The sequence below is a fragment of the Luteolibacter pohnpeiensis genome (assembly GCF_016595435.1).
GTDB classification, from domain to species: Bacteria; Verrucomicrobiota; Verrucomicrobiia; order Verrucomicrobiales; family Akkermansiaceae; genus Luteolibacter; species Luteolibacter pohnpeiensis.
Window position 1 is genome coordinate 1 of sequence record NZ_JAENIJ010000167.1, and the last position, 638, is coordinate 638.

Below are 638 nucleotides of genomic sequence, written 5' to 3' on the forward strand. Positions count from 1 at the left end.
GAGTCGGTGCCGATCGCGTTGGCGACTTCATCGACATCCGCGCCGGTCGCTTCGCAAAGGGCGGAGATCGAGTTGATCGAGGAAATCCGTTGCGCGAGGAAGGCATTGGCGACCAGCTTGGAAAGCTCGGACGACCAGAGGTTGGTGGTGATGATGCGCTCGCGTGGCACCCAGTGCGCGTAAACGGAGACGAGCGCTTCGAGCGCGATCTGACCTTCCGGGGTCGATTCGCCACCGATCAGAATCCGGTCAGGCGCGGTGAGGTCTTCGACTGCGGTTCCTTCCGCGAGGAACTCCGGATTGGAAAGGACTTGGAAAGTCGCATCGTTGGTCGAGTTCGCGGCGAGGATCGTCTTGATCGCGCTCGCGGTTTTGACCGGGATGGTGGATTTCTCGACGATGATCTTGTTGCCCTCCGCCACTTCGGCGATGAGGCGGGCAGCGCCTTCGATGTAGCGCAAATCCGCTGCACGACCGGCGCCGATGCCGTAGGACTTCGTTGGCGTGCCGACCGAGACGAAAATCAAATCGGCGGCCTTGATGGCGGCCTTGATATCGGTGGTGAAGTGAAGGTTTTTCCCCCGGGCAGCGGTGACCACCTCGTCCAAGCCAGGCTCATAAACCGGCAGCACATCGGA

At 61.1% G+C, this 638-nt stretch carries 1 protein-coding gene; it reads right to left on the minus strand.

Annotated features, from left to right (window positions below; genetic code table 11):
- Positions 1–638 (minus strand): UDP-glucose 6-dehydrogenase (locus JIN85_RS22575; protein WP_484510794.1); only part of this gene is annotated, 638 nt, incomplete at both ends.